At 49.5% G+C, this 20368-nt stretch carries 21 protein-coding genes and 5 tRNA genes; 3 read left to right on the top strand and 23 right to left on the bottom strand.

Annotated elements, in window-relative coordinates:
- Positions 1-3: 3 nt before the first annotated feature.
- The 9 genes from atpA to DWY93_RS00635 all read right to left on the bottom strand — a co-directional run bounded on the left by atpA (position 4) and on the right by DWY93_RS00635 (position 7496).
- Positions 4-1506: a F0F1 ATP synthase subunit alpha gene (gene atpA, locus DWY93_RS00675; protein ID WP_117469052.1), complete on the bottom strand. Its 1503-nt coding sequence runs from the start codon at positions 1504-1506 to the stop codon at positions 4-6.
- 98 nt (positions 1507-1604) lie between these two features.
- Positions 1605-2153: an ATP synthase F1 subunit delta gene (atpH, locus tag DWY93_RS00670; protein WP_117469051.1), complete on the bottom strand. Its 549-nt coding sequence runs from the start codon at positions 2151-2153 to the stop codon at positions 1605-1607.
- The gene (gene atpF, locus DWY93_RS00665; protein WP_021904590.1) at positions 2141-2656 is read right to left on the bottom strand and encodes a F0F1 ATP synthase subunit B; all 516 of its coding nucleotides are present in this window, start codon (positions 2654-2656) and stop codon (positions 2141-2143) included. The genes atpH and atpF overlap by 13 nt, the downstream gene beginning before the upstream one ends.
- A 69-nt stretch (positions 2657-2725) precedes the next feature.
- Complete coding sequence (gene atpE / locus DWY93_RS00660) at positions 2726-2980, bottom strand: ATP synthase F0 subunit C (RefSeq protein ID WP_015553054.1); 255 nt, start codon at positions 2978-2980, stop codon at positions 2726-2728.
- A gap of 113 nt (positions 2981-3093) precedes the next feature.
- The gene (gene atpB, locus DWY93_RS00655; protein WP_015553053.1) at positions 3094-3786 is read right to left on the bottom strand and encodes a F0F1 ATP synthase subunit A; all 693 of its coding nucleotides are present in this window, start codon (positions 3784-3786) and stop codon (positions 3094-3096) included.
- 89 nt (positions 3787-3875) lie between these two features.
- Complete coding sequence (locus tag DWY93_RS00650) at positions 3876-4262, bottom strand: hypothetical protein (protein WP_021904589.1); 387 nt, start codon at positions 4260-4262, stop codon at positions 3876-3878.
- A 109-nt stretch (positions 4263-4371) separates the two neighbouring features.
- Positions 4372-4680 carry an AtpZ/AtpI family protein gene (locus DWY93_RS00645; RefSeq protein WP_117469049.1) on the bottom strand — a complete coding sequence of 103 codons (309 nt, stop codon included), beginning with the start codon at positions 4678-4680 and terminating at the stop codon, positions 4372-4374.
- 308 nt (positions 4681-4988) lie between these two features.
- A complete protein-coding gene (locus tag DWY93_RS00640) occupies positions 4989-5609 on the bottom strand; it encodes a hypothetical protein (protein WP_147324177.1) in 621 nt (206 codons plus the stop codon).
- Between the two features lie 780 nt (positions 5610-6389).
- Positions 6390-7496 carry a M20/M25/M40 family metallo-hydrolase gene (locus DWY93_RS00635; protein WP_021904586.1) on the bottom strand — a complete coding sequence of 369 codons (1107 nt, stop codon included), beginning with the start codon at positions 7494-7496 and terminating at the stop codon, positions 6390-6392.
- Between the two features lie 396 nt (positions 7497-7892).
- Between DWY93_RS00635 and DWY93_RS00630 the strand changes: the two genes are divergently transcribed.
- Positions 7893-9437: an AbgT family transporter gene (locus DWY93_RS00630; RefSeq protein WP_117469047.1), complete on the top strand. Its 1545-nt coding sequence runs from the start codon at positions 7893-7895 to the stop codon at positions 9435-9437.
- Between the two features lie 83 nt (positions 9438-9520).
- Here the strand turns inward: DWY93_RS00630 and DWY93_RS00625 are convergent, their stop codons facing one another.
- Positions 9521-10147, bottom strand: a complete 627-nt coding sequence (locus tag DWY93_RS00625) for a nuclease-related domain-containing protein (RefSeq protein WP_117469046.1) — start codon at positions 10145-10147, stop codon at positions 9521-9523.
- Between the two features lie 382 nt (positions 10148-10529).
- On the opposite strand from DWY93_RS00625, the gene DWY93_RS00620 reads away from it, so the two are divergent.
- Positions 10530-12068 carry an AbgT family transporter gene (locus DWY93_RS00620; protein WP_117469045.1) on the top strand — a complete coding sequence of 513 codons (1539 nt, stop codon included), beginning with the start codon at positions 10530-10532 and terminating at the stop codon, positions 12066-12068.
- A gap of 142 nt (positions 12069-12210) precedes the next feature.
- Here the strand turns inward: DWY93_RS00620 and DWY93_RS00615 are convergent, their stop codons facing one another.
- Positions 12211-12735 (bottom strand): C-GCAxxG-C-C family protein, encoded by a 525-nt coding sequence (locus DWY93_RS00615; RefSeq protein ID WP_015553045.1) that lies wholly within the window; start codon positions 12733-12735, stop codon positions 12211-12213.
- A gap of 148 nt (positions 12736-12883) precedes the next feature.
- Here DWY93_RS00615 and DWY93_RS00610 point away from each other — a divergent pair.
- Positions 12884-12955: transfer RNA gene (locus tag DWY93_RS00610), tRNA-Gln, on the top strand.
- Between the two features lie 31 nt (positions 12956-12986).
- On the opposite strand, the gene DWY93_RS00605 is transcribed toward DWY93_RS00610, so the two are convergent.
- The 12 genes from DWY93_RS00605 to DWY93_RS00555 all read right to left on the bottom strand — a co-directional run bounded on the left by DWY93_RS00605 (position 12987) and on the right by DWY93_RS00555 (position 20353).
- A complete protein-coding gene (locus DWY93_RS00605) occupies positions 12987-13190 on the bottom strand; it encodes a hypothetical protein (protein WP_117469044.1) in 204 nt (67 codons plus the stop codon).
- 57 nt (positions 13191-13247) lie between these two features.
- Positions 13248-13321, bottom strand: a tRNA-His gene (locus DWY93_RS00600).
- Between the two features lie 36 nt (positions 13322-13357).
- Positions 13358-13431, bottom strand: a tRNA-Arg gene (locus DWY93_RS00595).
- A gap of 23 nt (positions 13432-13454) precedes the next feature.
- A tRNA-Gly gene (locus tag DWY93_RS00590) sits at positions 13455-13525 on the bottom strand.
- 89 nt (positions 13526-13614) lie between these two features.
- A tRNA-Pro gene (locus tag DWY93_RS00585) sits at positions 13615-13689 on the bottom strand.
- A gap of 282 nt (positions 13690-13971) precedes the next feature.
- Positions 13972-14496 carry a metallophosphoesterase gene (locus DWY93_RS00580; RefSeq protein ID WP_015553044.1) on the bottom strand — a complete coding sequence of 175 codons (525 nt, stop codon included), beginning with the start codon at positions 14494-14496 and terminating at the stop codon, positions 13972-13974.
- A gap of 3 nt (positions 14497-14499) precedes the next feature.
- The gene (locus DWY93_RS00575) at positions 14500-15102 is read right to left on the bottom strand and encodes an XTP/dITP diphosphatase (RefSeq protein ID WP_117469043.1); all 603 of its coding nucleotides are present in this window, start codon (positions 15100-15102) and stop codon (positions 14500-14502) included.
- Positions 15103-15109: 7 nt separating this feature from the next.
- Positions 15110-16633: a lectin like domain-containing protein gene (locus tag DWY93_RS00570; protein WP_117469042.1), complete on the bottom strand. Its 1524-nt coding sequence runs from the start codon at positions 16631-16633 to the stop codon at positions 15110-15112.
- A 68-nt stretch (positions 16634-16701) separates the two neighbouring features.
- A complete protein-coding gene (locus DWY93_RS00565) occupies positions 16702-17868 on the bottom strand; it encodes a class I SAM-dependent RNA methyltransferase (protein ID WP_117469041.1) in 1167 nt (388 codons plus the stop codon).
- Positions 17869-18127: 259 nt separating this feature from the next.
- On the bottom strand, positions 18128-18442 hold the full coding sequence (locus tag DWY93_RS00560; RefSeq protein ID WP_015553041.1) for a rhodanese-like domain-containing protein: 315 nt from the start codon (positions 18440-18442) through the stop codon (positions 18128-18130).
- A 293-nt stretch (positions 18443-18735) separates the two neighbouring features.
- The gene (locus DWY93_RS17010) at positions 18736-18912 is read right to left on the bottom strand and encodes a hypothetical protein (protein WP_015553040.1); all 177 of its coding nucleotides are present in this window, start codon (positions 18910-18912) and stop codon (positions 18736-18738) included.
- Between the two features lie 82 nt (positions 18913-18994).
- Positions 18995-20353 (bottom strand): MATE family efflux transporter, encoded by a 1359-nt coding sequence (locus DWY93_RS00555; RefSeq protein ID WP_015553039.1) that lies wholly within the window; start codon positions 20351-20353, stop codon positions 18995-18997.
- Positions 20354-20368 lie beyond the last annotated feature (15 nt).

The raw sequence follows: 20368 nt of genomic DNA, 5'->3' as shown, positions 1-20368 counted from the left end.
GCCTTATCTTGCTGCCTTGCACTCTTCAATAGCTTTTTTCAGCAATTCTTCAGTCTCCGGTGTCATCTGCTTCGCCTCGCGGATGCTTGCCGGGATCTCCGGATACTTTGTATCGATAAACTTAAACAGTTCCTTCTCGAAATCAAGAACCTGATTTGTCGGAATATCGAGGAGATATTTCTTTGTCGCCGCATAGATAATGATGACCTGATACTCGACCGGCATCGGCTGATACTGCGGCTGCTTTAAAACTTCACGGATGCGTTCGCCCTGGGCAAGCTGTTCCTTTGTGCTGGCATCAAGTTCGGAACCGAACTGGGCGAAGGAAGCGAGCTCACGGTACTGGGCAAGCTCCACACGGATCGGGGCAGCGATCTTCTTCATCGCCTTGATCTGTGCCGCGCCGCCAACTCGGGATACAGAAAGACCCGCATTGATCGCCGGGCGGAAACCGGAGTTGAACATCTCGGTCTCTAAGTAGATCTGTCCGTCTGTGATGGAGATGACGTTTGTCGGAATGTAGGCCGATACGTCACCCGCCTGCGTCTCGATGATCGGAAGTGCGGTAAGAGAACCGCCGCCAAGGTCATCGGAAAGTCTGGACGCGCGCTCTAACAGTCTGGAATGCAGATAGAAAACATCGCCCGGATATGCCTCACGTCCCGGCGGTCTCTTAAGAAGCAGGGACAGGGTACGGTATGCCGCCGCATGCTTACTTAAGTCATCGTAAACGACAAGAACATCCTCGCCGTTCTCCATCCACTCTTCACCGATTGCGCAGCCGGAATACGGGGCAATATACTGTAACGGGGCAAGGTCGGAAGCTGTTGATACGACAAGCGTCGTGTAATCCATCGCACCGAACTCCTCAAGAGTTTTCACGATTGTCGCAACTGTTGATGCTTTCTGTCCAATTGCAACATAAATACAGTGAACTCCCTGTCCCTTCTGGTTAATAATCGTATCGATCGCGATCGCCGTCTTACCAGTCTGACGGTCGCCGATAATAAGCTCACGCTGTCCGCGTCCGATCGGAACCATGGCATCGATCGCCTTGATACCTGTCTGAAGCGGGGTGTCTACGGATTTTCTCTCGATAACACCGTGGGCAACACGCTCGATCTTTCTGAATTTATCCGTAAGGATCGGACCTTTTCCATCGATAGGCTGTCCTAAGGCATTCACGACACGTCCTGTCAGGGCATCACCCACAGGAACCTCAACGACACGTCCTGTCGTCTTTACGGTGTCTCCCTCACTGATGCTTGAGGAATCACCGAGCAGAACCGCTCCGACGTTGTCCTCCTCAAGGTTTAACACCATGCCGTAAACCTCTCCCGGAAATTCCAGAAGTTCTCCCTGCATGGCATTCTCAAGACCGTGGATTCGTGTAATGCCGTCCGCTACCTGGATGACAGTACCCACGTCAGAGACTTCCAGCTTCGTCGAATATCTTTCGATCTGCTCTTTGATGACCGAGCTGATCTCTTCTGGTTTTAAATTCATTTGAGGTCTGCACCTTCTTTCTTTTCCATTTCATCACGTAACTGTTCAGTATTATTTCTGCTGCCGGACTGCTGTTTCCGGTCCCGGATCCGCCGGGATCACGCCAGCTGCAGCTTCATTAAGTCTCTCCGGATCTCCCCGAGTCTTGTCTTGATGCTGCTGTCCACCACGCGGTCACCGATCCTGATCACGAGTCCTCCGAGGATCGCAGGATCAACGCTATAGGTAACCTCCAGACTCACAAAAGCTGTTGTCTCCAAAAGCTTCGCCTCCGTATGGGCCTTCTGCTCCGCGGAGAGCTCCACCGCACTTGTGACAGTTACGATACCGATCTTTTTATATTCCTTTACACGATTCACAAAATAGTCGAGGATCTTCGGGAACTCCTTCTGCCGTCCCTTTTCGATCACGGTCTCAAGAAATCCCATCAGGTCATCGGAAACTCTTCCTTTAAAGATATTTTCCACAACCTTTAACTTCTCTTCTTTTATGATCTGCGGATGGTTCAAAAATTGTACAAGGTCTGCATTCTCCATGAGGATCGTCTGCAGTGACTGTACTTCCTCATATACAGGCGACAGCATATCCCGCTCCATGGCAGCTTCAAACAGCGCGTCGCCGTAGACCTTTGACACTAACTTTGCCATGTGCTCTCACCCATTTCCTTTAAAGTCTCCTCGATCAGGGAATCCTGGATCTTTACATCCATGGAAGCGGCAACTGCCTTCTCTGCCATCAGGGACGCAATGGAAACGATCTCCGTCTTCATGTCCTCAAGCGCTTTCTTCTTCTCCAGCTCGATCTCCCGGTTTGCCCGGTCAACGATGCGGTTTGCTTCCTCTCTCGCTTCCGCTAAGATATCAGCTTCCTGCTTTTTCGCTTTTTTCCTCGCTGCGTCGAGAATTTCCTGCGCCTCTTTGTCGATGGACTTTATTTTATCCTCATACTCTGCTTTCAGCGCGAGCGCATCTTCGCGGCTCGTCTTTGCCGTTTCCAGATCGCCCGCGATCCGCTTTCTTCTTTTTTCCAGTACTTCACGCGCCGGATTAAAGAGGAAATACGACATTACAAAGAACAGGATAAAAATATTGATTCCCGTGATCACAATGTCGTTGATCCATTGAGGGTCAAAATTTATTAACCGTTCCAAGGTCTCATCTCGCCTCCTTTACAAACTTCCGCGCATACCCGGAAGTTTTTTTCTGTTCCCATATCCGGATCAACCGAACGGCTTAACGAACATAAGGATAATGGCAACAACAAGACCATAAAGACCGGTCGTCTCGGCAACGGCCTGTCCAAGAAGCATGGTCGATGTAATATCAGATTTCGCGCCCGGGTTGCGGCCGACTGCAGATGCGCCGAAACCAGCGGCGATACCCTGTCCAACACCAGGTCCGATACCGGCGATCATCGCGATACCGGCGCCGATTGCTGAGCAAGCATGGATCAAATCCTGTCCTGTAATATTCATAGATAAAACCTCCTGTAAAAAAATTTTATAGCTGTCATTCACAGCTACAGGCAAAATCCTTTCCGATCGACTGCGTCGATGGGGTCCTGCCTTCCCTGTTCCGCCCTGCGTTCCTACAGTTTATCATTTACATAGACCATAGTCAGCATGCAGAATACGTATGTCTGGATGCACCCGGAAAACAGGTCGCAGTACACATGAAGTGCGGCCGGAATACCGATTTTTAATAAGACCGGCATCATTCCGTACCAGAGACCCATGATAATAACTCCGGACAGCATGTTCGCGAACAGACGAAGAGAGATCGAGATCGGATTCGCAAATTCACCGATCAGATTGATCGGGAACAGCACCGGGAGAGGTTGAAACAATCCCGTAAAGTGTCCGACACCATGATTTTTGATTCCCTGATACTGTACGATCGCAAACGTGACCAGACCAAGAAGGAACGTAACACCAAAGTCGGCAGTCACCGTTCTCAGGCCGAACAGACCGCTCAGGTTGCAGAACAAAATAAACAGAAAAATCGTTCCGATATAGTTCGCAAACCGGTTCGCTGAACTGCCAAGAATCCCCGTGGTCATATTTTCCAGCATTTCCATACCGAATTCGATGATATTCTGGAATGTTCCAGGTACATCCGTCGCATGTTTTAGAGCACGGTTCGCGGCTATCACCAGAATCAGCAGAACGATCGTAACGATCGTCATTCCAACCGTTGTCGTCGTCAGCCAGAGTTCATGACCGAAGAGATGGTATTTCACGATCCCGTGGATCATGAAATCAGCACCACTGCCACCACTCATTCTTTTTCCTCCTTTCCTTAAGACTCTTGAAAGACTGCTGTCTGTTCCAAAACAGCAGCGTATAAGGCTCTATCCGTCAGGCCTGAAGTTCAGGCCATACGGTCGGTTCGTTTCTGAAGTACCGGATACACATAAGCTCCGGTCTTCAAGCCCAGTGCGCCGAGAACGACTGCTAAAAGGTTGATCGTCGTAAATTTCCATAAAAGGCACACCAGTATTACCGCGCACAGGCTGCGGATCAGCGAATGGATCACCATCTTTTTGCTGCTGTACGCCCCATCAGCCGATTCCACACAGAGTTCCGTGGATCTCGCGATACTGATGAGCAGTACCTCCGCCGCCGCGGCTCCGATCAGCACTCCGGCGATCACCGGAACGGTTCGGAAAAAAATAAGGCAGATGAGAAGCAAGATCATATTATGGATCAGAATCCCGATGCTCATTCCCACTACCTGTCTCTTTGTCTTATCACTCACTGCTGCTTCACCCTTTCTGCTGTCTCATGCTTCGCTTTCGTTCAGGGAATCCCGGCTTTCGGTCCGTCCAGCCCTTCATCGCCGCCGGGTCTTTGATCGATCCGGGCGTTCACCGCCATCTTCTCGGCTTATCGGTCCCGTCTCCGGTTCCGAAACGGCTCTCCCACTGCTTTACCTGCTCTTTCTTTTCCCTGTCTGCGTCTTCTTTCTCTCTGTCTACGATATGCTTCGCCATCTTATATGCACTCAGGCCGCCCGAGAGAACACCCAGGATCAGAAAGATCAGAACGGTATGAAGTCCGGTCTTTTTATCGATCCAGCTTCCGAGAAGCACACAGATAAGGACCGGTGTCACAACATTGAGTCCGAGCTGGGTGATCAGCACCAGGTTTTCAAGTCCGTTTTTTTTCTGACGCATTTTCTCCCACCTCACTTACCGCGTAACGCATACCGCCATTATACTAAATATTTGCGGATTTGTCCATTTCTACGCATCGACTTTACAGATATTTCATGAATTCTTTTGTCAATAATTTGCTATATTTGGACACAGTTGGATGATTGTCCAAAAATCGCCGAATGATTTTCCGGGTAAATCCAGATCTGATTCATATTTCTTCTATATTTATATATAGAAAAAAGAGACACAGTTACTTCCATGTCCCTTCATTTTTTCTTCAGACTTTATTTTCTTATGTGATGGCTTCACCGACCCGCCCGTGATTTTCAGTAATTCATTCCTGTGACCGCAAGTTCTCCGTCCGCAGTAATGCCGAGGATGATATTCGGGGCACCATCGCCCAGAACGATTCCCGCCATAACCGGCTCGAGGGTCTCGACATCCACCTTTTCGATCGCTGCCTCCATCTCATCGGAGAAGATCTCCGCCGGGTCCAGCTTCATGAAATCTTCCTTTGTATCCACCATTCCGCCGTTTGTCTTCACACAGGAGATAAACGCCGGAAAATCAATATGGTCCGCAAGGCCTTCCATATCCTTACTCTTCACGATCTCGACAAGCTCCTTTGCGTAAGACTTGTAATCCGTTTTTTCAAGCTTTGCAGCCACCTCACTCTGGAGCTTCGCCAGCTCCTCACCGGAGATCTCCTCCACCTGTACACCTTCAGAGCTCTCATCTGTCTCGAACGCTCCCGGACCTTCCGCCATCTTCGGATCCACATTGGAAAGATCCGGTTTTGTCGTGTCCGCCGCTTTCGTTTCCGCATCGGCAGCTTCTGTCGTTGTCTCTGCTGCGTTTTCCTGTGTCTGTGTATGTTTTGATCCGCATGCGGTCGCCATCACTGCTGTCATGCAGAGCGCCGCCGCCAGTAAAACGTGTTTCTTCATGATTAAAAGTTCCTCCTCTGATCTTATATGTGATCCCGGAATCTTCTTGTATATGTACTCCAGGAGTCTTCTGCTTTTCCGGTATCTGCCCCGCAGACATCTCCCCGGGTACTCAGGGCATTTTCCGGCGTACAGCCATCTGTTATACTGCATCAGAACTATACCACGGCTCTTTTTTCATGACAATAAACAAATTCTAAAGAAATGGTTATTTTTTCGTTAGAAAATCTCCACTTATTTTATTTTCCTTTTAGAGTTTCTCCATACTTCCGTCACATTCTTCCTGTATACTTTGTATCATAAAAGATACCAATCAGCAAAAACATCACGAGGCGTTTTATAAAAACGAAAGACGAGGCGTGTAGCGCCTGATCAGGTATATATAAAAATGGGGCCGGCAGGTAAATGAAATGCGCGCACATTTATGCCGGACTCGACTAAACATAATTCTCGGATCCACAAGGATCCGGAATTGACATATATTCGATACTCATACATCCCCCTTTTTTAGTATTTGTGTGAAAAAACTCCGGTATGCCAGAACCGGAGTTTTTTCATGTCTGAAAATCAATCGACGTGTCCTCTCACCCAGCACAGGTATTTGCTACAATCTGCATCTTCACGCGAATGCGCATCTTAGGGCACGTTAGTGCCTTTTTTATCTGGTCGTTCCATCGTAATCTCCTGTTAAACCTAAAAACAGGGCAGCCCTTTTATCGGCTGCCCTGTAATCTATTTGCCTTCTTTTTATATATTCCGCAAATCTTATTCTATTATTCATTAGTGTGTCATCAGATCCAGAACAAGCTCCGCGCACTTATTGAGGTTCTCGATCTTCAGCGTCTCGCCCGTAGTATGTACCTTCGTCATACCGGTAGAGAGAACGATCGGCTTGATTCCGTGAAGGGCCATTACGTTCGCGTCGCTTCCGCCGCCGCCCTTTGCAGTCATCGGTTCGCAGCCGATGCGCTTGCAGGACTCGAACACTCTCTGTACCATCGGATCGTCGTTCGCAACATTAAAGCTTACATAGTTTGTCTTTAACTCGATCTCAAGCTTTGCGCCCATCTCGTCACAGGCATCCTGTAAACATTTCTGCATATGGGCAGCCTGCGCGTTTAATTTATCGAGGTTGCGGCTTCTCACCTCTGCCACGAACTCAGCCTTTTCCGGAACGATATTGGTTGCGTACTCAGCCTTTAAGGTACCGATATTGCAGGTCGTCTCCTCATCAATGCGGAGCAGGTTCATCTTTGCGATTCCCTTTGCCGCTACCTGGATCGCACTGATTCCCTCTTCCGGAGCAAGTCCTGCATGGGAGGAACGTCCGATGATCGTCGCGAAGATCTTGATCTGGCCAGGTCCGCAGGTTAAGATCTTTCCAACATCACCGCTGGCATCGAATACCATTGCCTCTTTGCCTTTGATCATGGACAGATCCATATTTTTAACGCCGTTCATTCCGCCCTCTTCACCGATGGTGAATAAGATCTCTGTGTTGCGGCACGGAAGATTCTGCTCTTTGATCACCTTGACAGCCTCCATGATCGCCGCGATTCCGGACTTGTCATCACCGGAAAGGATCGTAGATCCGTCTGTATGGATAATTCCGTCATCGATCAACGGTTTGATCCCGTTACCCGGAGTCACGGTATCCATGTGCGCACACATAATAGTCGGCTCACCCGGAATCGTTCCCGGAAGATATGCGCATACGTTAAATCCGTTGGATCCGAACCCCTCTCCGGCCTTATCGGTCTTTACTTCCAGACCGAGTGCCTTCAGATCCTCAACTAACTTTTCCCCCATCGCTTTCTCATTCTTTGTCTCGCTGTCGATCATCGCGTAGCCAATGAATGTGTCGAGCAGTCTCTTTTCGTTAATCATCTGCTAACCCCTCCTGTTTTTCCTGCTGCAAAGACCTCTTTTCCGGGCCCTGCATCGCAAATCTTACTCAATCATCTTAACATGGATCTGCCATCTCCGCAAGAAAATACCTCAGCTTTATCCGGTTTCCTGACCGGATCTCTCTGGATCCATTTTGTTTTTGTCTGAATTTTCTAATTTATTTGAATTGCATTAATAATATGAGCTGTAAAAACATTTGACTAAATAAAAAAAGGTGTGGACAGTTATTTACAAAAGATATATAATCGTTTTATAAAAAGTTAATATTTTTCATTCTTAGCAAAGAATTAACTTTTTACTTCATCGGCGAAATTGCTGGAAATCTTCCTGTTTTTTCAGTTATTTCGTACTTTTACTATCACAGGAGGTTTCTGTATGAGCGAAAACACCAATACTGCAACAAAGCAGACCTGGCTCGACAAGGCATTGACCGTAGTCGAAAACGTATGTAACAAACTTCCCGATCCGGTAATCCTGTTCTGCTGGCTCTTCCTTTTCACAGCGATCATCGGTACGATCGCAACCGTAGCCGGTGTAAGCCTGATCAACCCGGCATCCGGAGAGGCCGTTGTTTCCCAGAACTTCTTCTCGGCAGACGGACTTGACTGGTTCCTTAATAATATGGTAAAGAACTTTACTGGTTTCGCACCGCTTGGTCTGGTAATCACCATGACACTCGGTATCGGTCTCTGTGAGGAGTCCGGACTGATAATGTCCCTCTTAAAGGGATGTCTGAGCGATGTTCCTCCGGCTCTTATTCCGTACCTCATCGCATTCGTCGGTACGATTGGAAATATTGCTTCCGATACCGCAAACATCATCGTTCCTCCGCTTGCTGCGCTCCTCTATATCGGTGCAGGAAAACATCCGGTCGTTGGTATGATCTGTGGATACGCAGGCGCGAACGCCGGCTTTACTGCAAACTTGATGGTTGCCGGTACCGACTCCCTGCTTCAGGGGCTTACAAACGATGCAATCAAGGGCTTTTTACCGGATACAACTTTCCAGGTAGATGTTACCTGTAACTGGTTCTTCATGATTGCTTCTACATTCCTCTGTTCGATCGTGATCGGTTTTGTTTGTACAAAGGTTGTAGAGCCGCGTTTCGGAAAATACGAAGGCAATACTGATGAAAAGATTGAAAAGCTGACAAGCGAAGAAAGCAAAGGACTCCGTGCCGCTGCAATCACAGCCATCGTGTATATCATTCTCCTCGTAATCGGCTTCTTTACCGGTCCGTTAGCCGCTGAGAACGGTGCCTTCGTTGGATCTCCGCTCTTAAAGGGTCTGATCCCGATCCTGTTTGTATTCTTCTCCGTTTGTGCGATCGCATATGGCTTCGCTTCCGGTAAATTCAAAAAATCCGGCGACATCAGTAAAGCAATGAACAAGCAGATGGCAGCAATGGGCTCCTACGTTTCCTTCTGTTTCTTCTGCGGACAGTTCCAGGGCTTATTCAACTGGACAAAGCTTGGTACACTCCTTGCGATCGGCGGTGCTGATCTTATTCAGTCCGCAGGCTTCACAGGTATCCCGTTATTCATCTGCTTTATCTTCGTTGTAACCTGTGTAAACATTTTCATGTCCTCCGGTTCCGCAAAATGGGCGATCTTCGCACCGATCTTCGTTCCGATGTTCATGCTCCTTGGCTACCATCCGGGCTTTACACAGTTACTTTACAGACTTGGCGATTCCCCGACAAACGCAGTTACTCCGATGTCTGCGTATATCTGGATGATTCTTGCAACCGCACAGACAAAGTACATGAAGGATATAAAGATCGGTACTCTTATTTCCAACCTTCTTCCGATCGCTGTTATCCTTGAAGTGATCTGGGTGATCTTCTTCATCATCTGGTATCTCATCGGTCTTCCGATCGGACCGGGTGTTGGTTCCACTCTTCCGGTTGGTATCCTTTAAAACTTTCGGCAGTACATAACAGATTTGTCAAAAAACGGGCAGCTCCATTCCGGAACTGCCCGTTTTATTCATCTTCCGTTTTCCTATTTTGCAAGTTCTTTTATAATAGAAGAAACCTTATCGTAATCGTACTGGACTTCTTTTACACCCGACTGTTTTTTATACCAGCTCTTTAATTCCTGATACGTTGTGGAGAAAGAACCATATCCGAGATACAGCTCCGGAGTCTGGAAGTTGTCCGCGAATACGACCATCGGCATCACCTTCAGGCTCTGAACTCCGTTTTCTTCCATCACCTTTGTGATCTCCGCCGCGCCTTTTTTCAGCTCCAGAAGCGGATTTTCAAACTCCTCTTTTCTCTTTGCGTCCTCTCTCCGCCACATTGCTCCGTCCGGAGTTCCGTATATCTTAATTCCCCAGCCGTAAGTTCTTACAAGGTAAACGCCTCTCTTATCCATAAGGACCACATCAAACGTCATTTTTCCTTCCGGCAGATTTAAAGTCGTGTTCTTTAAAACCTCACCGGGCTTTCCGCAGATCTTCTTCAGCCGTCCGGAAACCTTTTCCACTGCCTTCTCGTGGTTCCGCTGTTTGTTCATGTGTTTCGCGATCAGCCAGAACACCAGCACACCGGCCAGTATGTAGGCAAAGAACATAAAATAGTCCTGCGCCGAATGAAGTTTCCATGTCTGAAAGTTTCCACCAAACATATTATATCCTCCCAGGTATTCAATTAACCGCACATTGGCACTTGCTGCCACTGACAGTCTTTTTTGAATCCGTCAGGCAGGATTCCTTTATTATCTGTCATCACGTTTCATGCACGATACTTTATCTTAACATGAAACCACTATAAACGCAATAATCTTCTCATAATCGCCATTTCCTGATTTGTGCATTTTTACCAAATATTTATCATTCCATTTGGCGAAATCTCCGGCTTTTTTTTCAGTTTTCTAATCTAAAAATAAAAATTATAAACACTTTATAAAAAACATATAGCTTTTTCGAACCATTTATAGTATAATATCCATGCAAGCGGGATCTCGGGGGTTTAGATCCCGTAAATTAAGTTTACAGGAGGTTTTTCAAATGAGTGAAAACACTACCGCTAAGAAAACCGGCGTGGACAAACTGATTGATGGTATCGAAAAAGTTTGTAACAAATTGCCGCCGCCAGCGATTCTGTTCTGCTGGCTTTTCCTTATCACAGCCATCATCGGCTGCATCTTCAGTGTAATGGGCGTTGCCCTTACAAACCCGGCTTCCGGAGAGGTCGTAACATCTGCGAACCTGTTCTCCAAAGACGGCGTTGACTGGATCTTAGGCAACATGGTAAAGAACTTTACCGGTTTCGCTCCGTTAGGTCTGGTTATCACAATGACACTCGGTATCGGTCTCTGTGAGGAGTCCGGAATGCTGATCTCCATGCTGAATAGTTCCTTAAAGAATGTTCCGGCAGCTATGATCCCGTATGTAATCGCATTCGTCGGTACAGTCGGAAACATCGCTTCCGATACAGCTATGGTCGTTATCCCGCCGATGGCTGCCATCGTTTACATGGGCGTAGGCAAGCACCCGGTAGTTGGTATGATGGTTGGTTACGCAGGTGCTCAGGCCGGTTTCACAGCAAACCTGATGGTTGCCGGTACTGATACTCTGTTACAGGGTCTTACAAACGATGCGATCAAGGCATTCATCCCGGATACAACATTCCAGGTTGACCCGACCTGTAACTGGTTCTTCATGATCTTCTCCACAATCCTCTGCGCAGCAGTTATCGGATTCTGTTCCGTACATATGATCGAGCCGCGTTTCGGAAAATACGAGGGTGCCGGAGAAGCAAAACTTGAAGAAGTTACTCCGCAGCAGAAGAAAGGTCTTAATGCTGCAGGTCTTACCGCAATCATCTACATCATCATCATTGCAATCGGATTCTTCACCGGTCTTCTTTCCGGCGAGAACGGTGCATTTATCGGATCCCCGCTCTTAAAGGGCCTGATCCCGATCCTGTTCGTTCTGTTCTGTCTCTGCGGTCTTGCATACGGCTTCACTGCAGGTACATTCAAGAACGCTGTTGATGTCAACAAGGCAATGTCAAAGCAGATGGCCGGTATGGGTTCCTACGTTCTGTTCTGCTTCTTCTGTGGACAGTTCCAGGGCTTATTCAACTGGACAAAGCTTGGTACACTCCTTGCGATCGCAGGTGCTGACGGACTCGAGGCTGCTGGCTTCACAGGCATTCCGCTCTGTGTAGCTTTCATCCTTCTCTGCTCCTTCGTCAACATCTTCGTATCCTCCGGTTCCGCGAAGTGGGCTATTTTCGCTCCGATCTTCGTTCCGATGTTCATGCTCCTCGGTTATCATCCGGGCTTCACACAGTTACTTTACAGAATTGGTGACTCCCCGTTCAACTGCTGGACACCGATGTCCGCATATATCTGGATGATCTTAAGTGTTGCTCAGACAAAGTACGTTCCGGATCTCAAGATCGGTACTCTGATCTCCAATATGATCCCGATGTCCATCGTTCTTCAGATCGCATGGATCATCGTAGTTGTTATCTGGATGATGATCGGACTTCCGTTCGGACCGGGCGTAGGCGTTGCTCTTCCGGCTGGAATCCTCTAATTCAGAGTATAGCAGCTTACAAAGCTTATTGTGTAAAATATAACGGCAGAATGACCCGTCGCTTTTGCGGCGGGTCATTTTTTGTTGCCATAATGATACCTCAGAGATGAGTTCTTTTCTTCTCAAGATCGGAAATTCAATTCTATTTCTGTAGTTCTTCCAAGTGTCTCTCCAGAATATCCGCTGCACAGGCTGCAAGCTCTGCACATGGGCGCTTTTTATAGTAGCTCTCCGTTCTCGCCTCCGGAACCGGAGTTGTATCCGAATTGATCCCCGATAAAAGTTCCCTGCAGATATAGCTGCCGTTCTCGTCTTTAAACGTCGTTACAAGCTTCTGAATCCTTTTATAGTGATCCTGCTTCTCCGCCGCCGCTTTCGGGTCTGTATAGCCTTCCAGAGCCCCACAGACCAGTGCCATTCCGCTGACACAGCCACATACCTCCCGAAGTCTTCCGAGGCCGCCGCCAAACGAGGACGCCAGGCCTGCCGCCATCTCTCTGCTGATTCCGCGCGTCTCCAGTTCATCCGCAAACGCCAGTGTCACCGCCTGAGAGCAGTTGTAACCTTCCCGGAACAATTCTCTCGCCAGCTCACCTCTCGATTTTAAACAGACTGATCCGTTTTTTTCTGTGTTTTCCACAACCTTTGCTGTTTTTTCCTCTGTCATTGCTATATTCCTTTCCTGTCAAACCATAGTTACAGTTCTGCCATGCGCTTTCTCATCCAGATCAGCATATGGCAAACCAGATGGCAAGTCGCCAATCCTCTGCTTGTTTTTTTTTCAGTCTTATGATAGAATACTATTGTTATGGCAATGGGCCATCGCCAAGCGGTAAGGCACAGGACTTTGACTCCTGCACTCGAGGGTTCGAATCCCGCTGGCCCAGCGGAAAAAGGCTGAATTTCTATTATAGAAATTCAGCTTTCTTCATTTTCATTGAGTTCATTTTCTATTTCCTGAATCATCTTCAGAATGCTTTCCCGACAATGTTCCACCGCATCCGCGCACACGTCCAGGTCTTCCTTCGTCACCTCAATACTCTCATCTCCCGGATATCTCTCTGTAAAATAATATCCGTTAATGATCTGCGTTTCCACTTTCACTTCACGATCAAATTTCACATCTAACCTTTCGTAAAATACAAAAAAGCCCCGGGAACTGCTTCCCAGGGAAATACGGGTGGATACAGGGATTCGAACCCTGGGCCTCCAGAGCCACAATCTGGCGCGCTAACCAGCTGCGCTATACCCACCATAATATAAAATTCGAAATCACACTTGATTTCAAATGAGCCTGAAGGGATTCGAACCCCCGACCCACGGCTTAGAAGGCCGTTGCTCTATCCAACTGAGCTACAGACTCATTATGCTTTTTCGCAAAAGCAAAGCGGGTGATGGGAATCGAACCCACGTATCCAGCTTGGAAGGCTGGTGTTCTACCATTGAACTACACCCGCAGGAAAATTTTTCTTTTTTCGCTGACCAGTAGATTATATCTCATATCCACTCATTTGTCAACAAGTTTTTTATCTTTTTTCGATAAAAATCGGGGTGACAGGATTCGAACCTGCGACTTCCTGGTCCCAAACCAGGCGCTCTAGCCAAGCTGAGCCACACCCCGGGGATTTCGCAAAGCATTTAAAAACAAAAGTTCACTAAATGCGTTTAAAATTATACCGTAGATAGGTTGGATTGTCAACCACTTTTTTTATTTATTCGAGGCTTTATTCGAGGCTGAATCCTCCACTATCTCTGTTCCGGCGGCATTTCTTCTACAATTGGCTGCATACGCACTTTTTGCGCAGGCAGCTATCTGATTTCATACAAAAAGCAGTTCCGAACTTATTCTTCGAAAACTGCTTTCTGATTTTATCTGTTTTGTGCCAATTATTTCCGGTCCCGCCTAGTAAAGTCCCGACGGAATATCCCTGTCCTGATCCACATAACAGACCGTATAATGTGCCTCACCGTTCCGATCAAGCTCCATCAGCATGTAGGACGGCTTTCTTCCGTCCTGTCTCGGATAGGAGAGACTTCCCGGGTTCAATACAACAAGCCCGTCCTCACAGTACTCCAGATGCGGCTTGTGGGTATGTCCGAACATGACGATATCGGCTTTTCTGGCTCTCGCCTCTTCCTTGATCGTCTCCAGCTCGAAAGATACGCCGTACATATGGCCATGGGTCAGAAATGCCCGGTATTTTCCGATCGAGATCTCCTTCTCCCTGTCTGTCTGGGAGAAGAAGTCATTATTTCCGCGCACCACGCGGATCACGCAGTTATCATTATTTACCCATTCCTTAAAATATGCCTCGCTGCCCTCGGTATCGCCCAGGTGGATCAGCATATCGAACGGGGACTGTTTCTCAATAATTTCCCTGAGATTTCCATCTCTTCTGTGGGTATCGCTCACGATCAGAATTTTCATACTTTATTCTCCGATCTCTTCTGCAAGACGTTTCTTCATCGCCCGAAGCGCTTTTCCGCGGTGACTGATGGCATTCTTCTCATCCATGGTGATCTCCGCCGATGTCTTTCCGTACTCCGGCAGCATCAGGATCGGGTCATAGCCGAATCCGCCTGCGCCAGCCGGTTCATGGGCGATCACACCCTCCATGGTTCCCTCCGCTGTCAGGGTTCTTCCATCCGGGAGAACTGCCGCGATCACGCAGACGAAACGCGCCGTGCGCTTTTTCTCCGGAACACCATCAAGGCGGTGGATCAGGTTCCAGTTTTTAATTTCATAGGAAGTCTTCTCTCCCATGTAGCGCGCGGAGTAAACGCCCGGCTCCCCGTTCAACGCATCGATCACAAGACCGGAGTCATCTGCCAGAACGATCCCGCCTGTCTTCTCCCACACGGCTTTTGCCTTAATTAACGCATTTGCCGCGAATGTATCTCCATCTTCAACAATATCAATGTCAACACCGGCTTCCTTCATGGACAGGATCTCCGCCCCGGGGTCTTTTAAAATCTCGCGGATCTCCCGCATTTTTCCGGCATTTGATGTTGCAAAAACAATTTTATGTTCCATGTATCTCTCACTTTCCAATTTTCCGGCTGTAGGCCTTCAGGCACACGTTGCATCTCTTGGATGTCTCCGTCCGTTCCCACAAAGAGCCGTCGAAACTAATATACCCCTCGCCGTCGCCTATGTCAATATTTCCGGTCCGTCCGCCCCCAGCATACTCCACCGCCACCGGCTGCGTCGTCCCAGGCGTGCGGATCCTTACCGCCACAACGAACATTTCGCCTGCATCCAGTTCCTGGGACTTTGCCAGGTTCACTGTATAAAATCCCGTATCCAGCAGTGTCCCGGATGCCAGGACTTTTCCACTGTCCGTCTGGAATTTCACATTATTTTCCACATGTTCACGGAAGCTGTCCCCGTCAAACACATACACTTCATACTCCGTGTCCGGTGCCGTAGCGTAGAAGCCCACCGCCTCCAGTGTCTCGTCCGACTCCGCTGTATACGCGTTTGCCATCCAGGCCTCAGGCTCGCCGAATCCCATCTGCCCGGTCCAGCCGCAGAGGTCGCTCTGGTAATTCCTGTCGAAATTGTCCGCCGGTCCGATGCCGCAGTAGGAGATTCCGCTCTCCGCGATCCAGCTGTCCTCGTAGGACACATGGAAAAAGCCGCCGTCTCCGAAGTTCTCTCCCCAGCTGTTCACGCAGAGGAACGCTCCGTCCGATTCCGGGGTCGATGCAAATTTTTCTTTCGGATAGTTGTCATCCCATCCGATGATCACCGCGTCATGGTTCGGTTCTTCGCTGCCTTTGTAGCAGACATCCTCATCACTCACCCGGTTTTCTGACGGGAGGTAGAGGGACGTCTGGACACCGCCATATAAATACACTGCCCGTTTTACCGCGTCGTAATTCCGTTCCGGCAGGATCCGGATCTCCTGGGCATGGCAGACAGGTGCAAGACCGTCCGGCGAAGTGCTGTCCCCATAGGGATCATCCTCCTCAGAGACAGGTCCCTGCCAGGCTAAAAGGTACGCCATCGCCATACTGTAATCGCCGCCGGAATTCTGGCTGATCCCAAAACTGTTATGGATCGACATGTGGTCCGCCGAGAGCGGCACCGCCATGGACTCCGGCATGGAGGTCTCCACCGCCTTTAACGCCGCAAACGCCCAGCATGTGCCAAGATCTCCCTGGTCGGAGACGGAGACGGTCCGATGGTCACGGATGTCATAGGATGAGGGGAGTTCTATGGCTTCCGGATCCGAATTTCCGCTGCCGGAAGCCTCCGTTCCTGCATCTGTATTCTTCTGGTCAGGATCAGCTCCCGCTTCATCTGTTTCTGCCAGATCTACGCCGCCATCTGTCAGCGTTTCCTTACCGCCGTCCGTGCTTTCCACACGCTCCGCAATATCCTGGTCAGATTCTTTCTCTCCGCCTTCCTGTTTCGGATCCAACACAAAGGCGATCTCTGTGGTTACCAGATCCAGGATCTCTGTCCTCGCTGTAAAGACAGCCCCGGCTGCCAGCACCGCGATCCCGCAGATCCACAGACCGTCCCTGTTTCTGCGCCCTTTTCTTCTTCGACTTCTCATATCCGCTTACCTGCGTTTCTGCCTGCAATCGGCATTTTTGTCATCTCTGTGTGTCTACTGCCGTTCTGTTATCTCTCTTCTCTTCTGTCCTCACGCTTTCTCGGTGGTTTCGGTCCTAAGAACTGGTAGAAGTAGGTCTTCATCATACCATTGTAGATCTTCCGATTCTTATCCGCCTTACGGCCGAAATACCGCTCGGTGTCTTCGTAAGCCGTAATGATATAGGCAGACCAGGAATCCAGCTCCGCGAAGCGCTCGCCGATGGTCTTATATAACTCCGGCAGATTCTTTTTATCTTCAATTCGCTCACCGTACGGCGGGTTCGTGATCAGGAAGCCGTACTTTTTCGGGTGGCTCAGGTCGCTGACGGATCTCTGCTGGAAATGGATCAGCTCATCGACTCCTGCTGCCTTCGCGTTCGCTCTCGCCGCACGGACGATATCACCGTCGATATCATATCCTTGAATATCCGTCTGGACGGAGAGATCCACGAGATCGTTCGCCTCGTCCATGGCGTCATACCAGCATTTTCTGGGGATCAGGTGCTTCCAGTCCTCGGACAGGAACTCACGATTCATTCCCGGTGCCATATTTGCCGCGATCATCGCCGCCTCGATGGGGAAGGTGCCGCTTCCGCAGAACGGGTCCACGAGGATCCGGTCGCTCTTCCACGGGGTCAGCATGATGAGAGCCGCCGCCAGCGTCTCCGTGATCGGTGCTTTACTCGTCAGTGTGCGGTAGCCGCGCTTATGCAGGGACTCGCCGGTGGTGTCGAGAGCCACTGTCACCGTGTCCTTGTGAAGGAAGACACGGAGCGGGAAGCTCGCGCCGTTTTCCGGGAACCACTCGATCCCGTACGCCTTTTTCATCCGCTCCACCATGGCTTTTTTCATGATGGACTGGATGTCAGACGGGCTGAAAAGCTTGCTCTTGATGGAGGACGCCTTTGCGACCCAGAATTTCGCGTCCTTCGGGAGATATTCCTCCCACGGGATCGCGCGGGTTCCCTGGAACAGATCCTCGAAGGTCTCCGCGTGGAAGCTGCCGACTTTTAAGAGCACGCGCTCTGTCGTTCTGAGGAAAATATTGGCGCGGCAGATCGCCTCCGCATCGCCGATAAACGTCACACGGCCATCCTCCACCTGGCTGACCTCATATCCGAGATCCAGGATCTCCTTTTTCATGACTGCCTCCAGGCCGAAATGGCATGGGACGATTAATTCAAATGTATTCAATCTGATTTTCTCCGTTCTGATGTGTCATGTAACTGCCTGGTATCTTAGCAGTTACTGTATTTTCATAGTTTCGCGCCATCCATGACTTACGCCAAATGGTCATATTCCATTTAATTTTAAGGGTTTGCAGCGTCCCTGTCAATCCCTGCCGAACCTCAAAGCAGACTTACATTCCGCATTTTTTCCGAACTGCTTATACAATAAGCCTGGCTCCCGGATGCAGCTTATCACTGATAACCGCGTTCGGTGCAAGAATGTGCTACTCTTTACATCTCACATAATACTTCCCTCTATAATAATGAAGTCCCCCAAGTGCATTCACCGCGTCATACCCGCACCCTGCAAGCTTCCTCGCCGCAAGCAGGCTCTGGCCCCCGTAGGCGCAGTAGATGACCACAGGGCGGTCTTTCGGAATCTCCGCCTCCACTTCATCCAGCCGCTCATAAGGCAGGTTCACAGCCCCCAGGAGATGTCCTGCCTCATATTCCCTCTGCTCCCGCACATCCAACAAGGTGAATGTCCGCTCCCCGTCCAGAAGATACTCCAACTGCTGCACCGAAATCGTCCGAAACATATACCTTCTCCTGAAACATATCCTTAATGTAAGGTATGCCGGGCGGTCCGGACAGGTTCTATGTACACTATTACACACAAAAAATGTGCCTTGGCACATTCTCGCACCTCGCGCGGTCGCTTGCGACAATCTGCATCCTCGCGCGAGTGCGCATCTTTGGCGTGTTAGTGCCTTTTTATGTAACAGGGATTTCCCAGGAATTCCCTGTTACATAAAAACAGCGGCAGGTTCTGCTCCTGCCGCCGCTTTCATCATATTCTGCGAATGTGTGCTGTCTTCACATCCACATCTTTTTATCTCTTGCAGTTTCTGCCATTATCCATAGAGTCCCTGGAACTGTTTCTTGTGCGATTCTGGCTGCTGTTTTCAGAACGGTTCTGGCTGTTTCTGCTCTGATTCTTTGTCTTATCGTAGGTCTCAGACTCGCTGCTCTTCATGTTGTCGTCCATATCATAGCTGTTTCTTGCCATTTTTTCGTACCTCCTAGAGTGGTTTTCAAGCCGCGGACATTTTCCGCCGCTGCATCCTCTAGTATGGTCCGTTCCCGAACGATTATGCAGCTTCCCCGAAAAGAACTTTTAATTTTTTCATACAGTGGAAGAACGCCGGGATCAGGAAAGCATCCGCGAAGATCCACGCTAACGGGCTCGCAAAGCATGCCGGAAGGAAGCCGAATACCGGAACGAGGCAGAAGCCCACGAGAGATCGTGCCGCCATCTCGCAGACACCCGCGAGGATCGCGAATGTGGAGAATCCCATTCCCTGGATCGTAAAACGCACCACATTCACAAAGGTAAGCGGTATGTAGAACATGCTGTTTCCGATAAGGAACATCGCTACGCGCCCGATGATCTCCGTCTGGTCCGCGTCCATGAAGAGCAGCGCGATATACTTTCCACCGAAGAACAGGATCACAAATGCGATCACGGAGTAAATGATTCCGATCAGACTCGCCGCCTTCAGTCCCTCTTTCACGCGGTCCAGCTTCTTCGCTCCCACGTTCTGTCCCGCGTAGGTCGCCATGGTTCCGCCCAGTGCGTCAAACGGACAGCAGAAGAACATGCTGACCTTGCTTCCTGTGGATACCGCCGCAACCGCCATGGAACCTAAGGAGTTTACCGCCGTCTGGAGCACAACGCTGCCGATGGCCGTGATGGAATACTGGAGTCCCATAGGGATTCCCATACTGCAGAGGGTGCCGAGCATTCTTCCGTCTGGCTTCCACTCGCCGTTTTTCATATGAAGGATCGGGTAATGCCTGATCATGTAGATCAGGCACAGTACCGCGGAGATTCCCTGGGAGATGACCGTCGCCAGAGCCGGTCCGCCAACGCCCATGCCAAGGACCAGGATCGTAAAAAAGTCGAGACCGATGTTCATGAGGGAGGACAGGAGCAGGAAGTAGACCGGTGTCTTGCTGTCGCCCAGACTTCGGATGATGCCCGCCAGCATGTTATAGAGGTATGTGACCGGGATTCCAAGGAAGATCACAAAAATGTAATCATAGGCGCCCTGGATAATGTCCTCCGGCGTGTTCATCCACTGTAAAATGTTCATGCAGAGCAGTCCGACGATCGTCGTCATGACCACCGCAAACACCGCTGAGAGCCATCCGGCGTTCGCCACGAACTTCCTCATTCCCGTATAATCACCCGCGCCGAACTTCTGCGCCACCGGGATCGCAAATCCGCTGCAGGCACCGGTACAGAAACCGATGATCATAAAGTTGATGGAACCCGTCGAACCAACTGCCGCCAGGGACGATACCCCCAGGCATTTTCCGACAATGATCGTGTCTACCATGTTATAAAACTGCTGAAAAAGAAATCCCAGCAGCATCGGAACTGCAAAGCTTAAGATCAGCTTCATTGGCGATCCGACTGTCAGATCCTTTACCTCACTTTTCTGCATATGTAACTCTCCTGT

The organism is Clostridium sp. AF28-12, assembly GCF_003435225.1.
In the GTDB taxonomy this organism is placed as follows: domain Bacteria; phylum Bacillota; class Clostridia; order Lachnospirales; family Lachnospiraceae; genus Pilosibacter; species Pilosibacter fragilis.
This window is presented reverse-complemented; position numbering and strand designations above follow the sequence as displayed.